This window comes from Kitasatospora sp. NPDC096077, from assembly GCF_040303245.1.
Taxonomy (GTDB): domain Bacteria; phylum Actinomycetota; class Actinomycetes; order Streptomycetales; family Streptomycetaceae; genus Kitasatospora.
Map to the genome: position 1 here is coordinate 1 of NZ_JBEOSV010000059.1, position 6224 is coordinate 6224.

Annotated in this window: 5 protein-coding genes; all 5 read right to left on the reverse strand. The window is 67.7% G+C overall.

Annotated features, from left to right (window positions below):
* Positions 1 to 154 precede the first annotated feature (154 nt).
* The 5 genes from ABTZ03_RS33720 to ABTZ03_RS33740 all read right to left on the reverse strand — a co-directional run bounded on the left by ABTZ03_RS33720 (position 155) and on the right by ABTZ03_RS33740 (position 6033).
* Positions 155 to 1681, reverse strand: coding sequence for a S9 family peptidase (locus ABTZ03_RS33720; protein WP_350516958.1), 1527 nt, complete (start codon positions 1679 to 1681; stop codon positions 155 to 157).
* Position 1682: 1 nt separating this feature from the next.
* Positions 1683 to 2387 carry an SRPBCC domain-containing protein gene (locus ABTZ03_RS33725; RefSeq protein WP_350516959.1) on the reverse strand — a complete coding sequence of 235 codons (705 nt, stop codon included), beginning with the start codon at positions 2385 to 2387 and terminating at the stop codon, positions 1683 to 1685.
* Positions 2384 to 3718 carry an MFS transporter gene (locus tag ABTZ03_RS33730; protein ID WP_350516960.1) on the reverse strand — a complete coding sequence of 445 codons (1335 nt, stop codon included), beginning with the start codon at positions 3716 to 3718 and terminating at the stop codon, positions 2384 to 2386. The genes ABTZ03_RS33725 and ABTZ03_RS33730 overlap by 4 nt, the downstream gene beginning before the upstream one ends.
* Positions 3719 to 3730: 12 nt before the next feature.
* Positions 3731 to 4768, reverse strand: a complete 1038-nt coding sequence (locus tag ABTZ03_RS33735; protein WP_350516961.1) for a tetratricopeptide repeat protein — start codon at positions 4766 to 4768, stop codon at positions 3731 to 3733.
* Positions 4769 to 4992: 224 nt separating this feature from the next.
* A complete protein-coding gene (locus ABTZ03_RS33740; RefSeq protein ID WP_502894671.1) occupies positions 4993 to 6033 on the reverse strand; it encodes a YcaO-like family protein in 1041 nt (346 codons plus the stop codon).
* Between the last annotated feature and the right edge of the window lie 191 nt (positions 6034 to 6224).

A 6224-nucleotide genomic window follows, 5' to 3' on the forward strand; every position in this document is an offset into this window, starting at 1 on the left:
CCATCCGCTGCCTGATCCGCCGCGCCTGGTCCCTCTACCGCTGGAACACCCGGCCTCGCACACCCCGCATCCGATGACCTACTGGCGGACGCCCTAAGGAGAACGGCCCGCAGTATCGGCCAGCCCCGCGAACGATGCCACGTGTACCTCACGGTCAGAGCGCGCATAGTCCGTCCAACCAGTCGAACAGTTCGGCGAAGGCGATGCGCGCAGCGTGGTCGGAGACGATGCCATGTCCCTCTCCGTCGATCACGATCAGTCGGGAGTCCGCCGTCAACCGCCTCCGGTAGTCCGTCATCGCCGCGATCGGGATCCGAGCGTCCAGACGACCGTGTGCGATGAAGTGCGGGATCTCCGCCAGCGGTTCGTCCGGGGCCAGCCGCTGCGCGAGTGTGTCGAGGAAGCCGCGTACCTCGGGATGCGTAGATCCGGAGATGTCCGCCATGCGCAGGAAGCCTCCGAGGCTGAAGACACCCTGGACTTCTACCCTCCTTGCCGTTCGGGCCGCGAGGTAGCCGCCATAGCTGACGCCGCCGACCGCCACCGGGCCTGTCCCGAGCAACCGGACCACCTCGGCCACATCCTCGGCGTCGTCGACTCCGTACATCCTGGGTGCCGGGGGACGTACCGATCGGTCCAGCACCGAACTGCCTCGCACATTGGGGCGTACCACCCGCCAGCCGTGCAAGGCCAGCGAGTCCGCGAGGGGGGACCAGGTCCCCAGGTGAGCCCCGTTGGGACCGCCGTGCAGGAGCACGACGGTGCCACGCGTGGGTTCGACGGCAGGCTGGACCAGGCACGGCAGCCGGTGTCCTGCGGCGGCGGTGAGGACGACCGTCTCGGGTGGCGGCGGCACCGGCCCGCCGGCCGCGTCGGTGGTCAGGCCCTGCGGGGCGCCGACCGTACTGAACCGCCTCTCGTCGAACAGCAGGAGTCGTCGTGGCTGCCGCGGGGACGTCCAGGTCATCGCCAACTGCCCCGCGCCTGCCAGGAGATCACCGATGACACCGTCCTCGTCGCCGGTCAACCGAGAGGTCAGTTCTCCGGTGCGGGTGTTCCAGGAATGCAGACGTCTGGCCGGCCATTCCTCGATGGTGATCAGGACTTCATCGGGGGACAGCCACGGACCGATCGAGGTGACCGGGGCGTCCAGTGAACGCCCCTGCTGCGGGGAGAGTGCCACGAGTCGTCGGGCGGCTCCGCGGGCCAGCAGGACGCAGCCATGTCCTGAATCCCCCGGCGCCGCGCTACTGGAAACGATGCGGGTGGCGGGCGGGCGGGGAATCCTGTCGAGCCCTGCGAAATTCGGCGACCGGGGAACCTGCGACGCGTCATGGCGCGGCATGGCGATGGCTCTCAGGGTGCGTCGTGCACTCTCCTCGCGCGCTGGATCGTCATAGACCAACGCAGAGAGACCGCCCTCCTCCCAGCACGGCCCCCGGAACCAGGACGGTCCGTCGGTGAGACGAGTCCAGGCGGTTCCGTCGTACACCCCGAGATGGCGGCCGGACCAGGCATCGGTGCTCAGTACAGGTCCAACGGCGGTGAGGGCCACGGCCGGTGCCACCCAATCCGCCTGGGAGCGCAGGAACGGATAGGGAAGCCCGGCGCTGACCTCGCGCGCCCGGTCCGGCAGCGCCGGAGGCTGCACGGACCGAGCGGGATCGGCCGCGGTGCCCATCTCAGCGCCGCCATTCTCCGAGAACCACCTCGATCACCCGGTCGGCAAGCTGCAGCCGCACGGTCTCACCCGGGACCCGCTGATCGATCCAGTCGTCCCAGTCGTCGAAACAGCGGATGACCGTGTCGTTCGCGGACCTGATGTAGTCACCCGGCCGCAGGCCGGCGTGTTCGGCCGGGCTGTCGCGGATGATCTCCTTGACCAGCAGCCCGTGATCCGGCGCAGCTCCGACCGGGATCAGCCCGAGCATCGCGCCGTGCCGGTGCAGGGTGTCTCGCGGCTCACCGTTCGCATAGGCCTGCAGGCCGTCGAGGATGTGCCCCCAGTGATGGGCGTAACCGTCGTGCTCGAAGGGGCCGAGGCCGCTGTCGGGAAAGTCCGCGTGGCGCAGCACGACCGTTGTCCGTTCTTCTCCGGTCTCGTGGAACTCCCAGATCAGCCGGGTGTCGGCGGCGCAGCTGGCTAGTTCCCACTGCATCTCGATGTGCTGCTGCGGCTTTATGGTCGTCAGCCGGCCGGTGAATGCCGTTGGCTTCGGGCTGCCTGTGTCGAACAGCCAGCAGAAGGCTGCGCCCTGCTGCTCGGGCATCACATATCCCGCAACGCCGAGCCAGGTGCGCGCGGCCTCCGCGTCGAACATCAGGTTCCAGATGTCGGTACGGGAACGTTCCAGGGTTCGTTCCCACTTGATCTCGGGCAGTGTCACAGGCTCTCGCTCTCCGCGTCTGAGGCGCTGATGGTGGAGTCGGGAAAGGTGTCCGCGGCTGTCGCGGCTATGCGTGCGGGGGAGAGCAGCAAGCGCGCTGCCACGGCCACAAGGGTGATCGTCGAACCCGCGACCAGGAAGGGGGCGCGTAGGCCGGCAATTTCGGCGATCACGCCGCCGATCATCGCCCCGATCGGCATCGCCCCCCAGGTCACCAACTTGTGCACACCGTTGATGCGGCCCACGAGGTGATCGGGGGTGGCTGACTGGCGCAGCGAGATCTGCACCACGTTCCAGATCATCGAGGAGCCGCCGCCCAGCACCATCGCGGTGACCGCGAGCGGCAGGCTGTTGGCATAGAGCATGAGCAGCTCCGCGATGCCGCCGATACCCAGTCCCACGGCCAGCGCGTTGGAGCTGCCGATGGCTGTCTCCACGTGACGCGCTGCGAGCGTGCCGACCAGGCTGCCGAGCGCCCCGGTCGTCAGCAGCACGCCGTATCCGAAGGAGTCGAGGTGCAGGACTTGTTCGGCAAAGAGTACGAAGGCGCCCATCGGCACCATGCACATCAGGCTGAAAACGCCTGAGATGAGGGTGAGCCAGCGCAGGAGCGGATGAGTCCACACCCAGTGCAGGCCCTCGCGTACGGCGGCGAGCAGCCCGCCGCGCGGCGCCAACGCGAGCGGCACGCGGTAGTTGCCGTCCATTCGGCGTAGGAACAGCGCACTCGTAACGAACGACAGTGCGTCGGTGACGAACGGCATGCTCCGTGCGAGGCCGAACAGCAGCCCGCCGGCGGACGGGCCGATGCAGTTCATGCCGATGATCTGACCGCTGGTGAGCTGTGCGTTCGCCGCCCGGATGCGGGCGGGGTCCCGGTTCACCATCTTCGGTACCACCGCGAAGCTTCCGCTGTCGAAGAAGACGTCGGCGCAGGCGATGAGGAAACTCATGATCGCGAGTACCGTCAGGTTCCCGTTGCCGGTGGCTATCAGCGCTGCCAGAGCGCTGGTTGCCACCGCTCGCAGCAGGTTCGTGGTCCACATGACCCGCTTGCGGTCCCAGGAGTCCGCGAGGGTCCCGGCCAGCAAGGAGAAAAGGAGCCAGGGAAGTCGCCCCGCCATGACAACTGAGGCGACGGCCACGGGCTTTGACGACAGCGCCGCGGCCATCAGGGGGAGAGCGGTGGTGTACACGCCGTTGCCGAGGGAGGAAACGGTGGACGCGGTCAGCAGCTTGGAGAAGTCGGGCGTGTCGGCGATGCCCAGGCGTGGCCGCCATGTCTTTGTCTTTGCCCAGGCACGGGTCGTGTTGTGCGCATCGGCTGTCATTGCAGGTAGATCCTAGGAGCCGAGAGGGACGGAGGGCGGGACCGCGGCTGCCGGATCGAGATCCCTCCAGAGCTGCCGAGCTCGGGTGGCTCCGTCCGTGTTGCCAAGTTTTTCGTAGCAGTCCGCGGCCATGCAGGCCGCGTGTGCGCCACGGACGGTGCCGCTCGCAGCGGAGTCCAGATAACGCTCGGCCGCCTCCTCCACCCGACCCTGCCGCTCCAGGTAGGAGCCGATCGTGAAATTGGGGTCCGGGTCGTACGGATCCAGAGCGAGCAGTTGCCCGACGGCGTCCTTCGGAGCATGGGACGTTCCGGCCAGCGTGTCGAGCTTGAGCAGTGCTTCCAGGACGAGTCGCCTGTTCTCCCGGTGGTAGTGGACAACGAGTCCGGCCTCGAAGGCGTCGACACCAGTGGCCGTGTCGGTCCTCGGCAGAGCCAGAGCCAGTTCGTCATCGGCGAGCAGCCCGGCGGTCATGACGGCTGCTGCCTGCGCGCTGTCCCGGGTCAGGGTATGGAAGAGTCCTGCGGCCCGGTGAAAGCGGCTGCGCCCGAGGTGTACCAACCAGTCCGGTCCCTTCAGCCGTTCGACCAGCTCCGCGGAAACCGCCAGCCATTTCGCGGCTTCCTCGGTGTTGCGGTGCTCGCGTACTTGGTTCGACACGAACTGCAGTGCACTGAGCAACCGCAGGACGGGAGAGCCGGCCTGCTCGGCGAGCCAGGAGAAGATCTGCATGGGCGCGGACGACATCCGGTTGTACTGGTGTGCCGCCCGGGCCACCTCGTAGCTCAGCTGCTCGCTCTCGCTGTCGGCTGCCGAAGGTCTGGGCACAAGCTGTACGACATACCGATGGAAGCCGAGTTGGGCGAGCAGGGCGACTACGGTGGTGCGAGTCGGCACGTCCAGTTCCTGCCAGTTGCCGAGCGCAGCCCCCAGAGCCTGCCAGCCGGGTGAGTCGCCGGCCTGGGCGACAGCCTCGGCCGGCTGTGCGGCCAGCCGACCGAGCCGGGACTGTGCGGCCACCTGCGTCCTGGCGCTGGTGACGGAGATCATGCCGAACCAGTGTGGCTGCCCGGGGGCGGACCGGCCGAGAAGTCGGCGCAGCAGAACGGCGTGTTGTGCCCGCAAGGGTGACGTCGGGGATTCCTCCAACCGCAACCAGGGAGCCCAGCGACGCCGGAGCTCGGACAGGTCCAAAACGGCCGGAGCTTCGAATGCCAGCTCACCGATCGGTGTGTCAGTGGTCCGCGGGTAACCATAGTTCGCCATGTTCATTCCTACGCGATGGGACTGAGGAGCCCGGTCTCCGCTCCGCGCGGTTCCAGGACGCTGGAACCGGGACAGATCACCCGGCGTACCGCATGGCCGGCCGCCGCCGGCAGATCGACCACGACGGGCTCGTGACCGAACCGTTCCCTGGCATGAACGCTCAGCGCTGGCAGGGTGGTTTCGGTGGCAACAGCCGTATCGGGGCCGTTGCTGCGTTCGGCGATGAACCGCAGATGCTGCGGGCCGTTCTGGGCAGCCAGCAGGCCGCGGGTGTGGTGGTGCGCCTCGAGGCGGCCCGGCTGGGCCGGGGCACTCAGCGAAACCCGGACGAGCAGGGCCTCGAGTACTGCGTGACGTACCGCAGCTCGGGTGTCGGCGCGAATGGCGGCGCCGCAGGTGAGGTTACCGCCGTCCCGGCGATGCATCATGGCCAATACGGGGTGGAACGCTGTACTGCCGGCCCGCACCACCGAGATGGTGACGTTGTCGGTGACGATCTTGTTGTACAGGGATGCGGGAAGGGCCTCCGCCAACAGCCAGCCGAGGTCATGGAACTCGATCTCGCCCGTTCGCCATCCGCGGACCAGCGCGTCGCGCTCGAGGACCTCGGCGAGCGCGGCACGGCTGGCGGCGTCAGGATCTGGGTGCGCAGCGGTACCCACCGACGTCTGCACCCACCAGCGTTTCTCGGCTGGTGGGTCCCAGCCGAGAAGCACGGCCTGGGCCGGGACCAGGTATTCCGCGCCCGAGACGATTCCGCGACCGGCCATCCAGTGCTCCGCGCCCAGCGACTCGCTCACGCTCCCGCACAGTAGATGCGGCTGGATGCGGACTCCGTTTGACGCAAGGGCTGGGGCAGTGGCGTGCGACTGGCTGAGGTGTTCCAGATATTCGCCGTTCGCACGGACGGCCGCCATCTCGCGGTCGAGGTCGCAGGCCGCTCCAGATATTCCGGAGGGAAGATCCTTCACCCAGGACAGAAATGCTGCGCCACCGAGCAGTCCAACGGTTTTGCGTACGGGCGGTCCTTCTCCCATGACTAAGTTCATTGAGAACGGTCTCCATAGCGAAGAAGTAGACCATCGAGAGCCCGTCGGGCAGGATTCACGGGTGTGGGGGGGGGGGGGGGGGGGCCCCCCCCCCCCCCCCCCCCCCACACGAGGTCAAAGAATAATACTAAAATCCCAACACATGAGCGGACCCCGACAACACCACGGACGGACCGTACGACAAACCACGG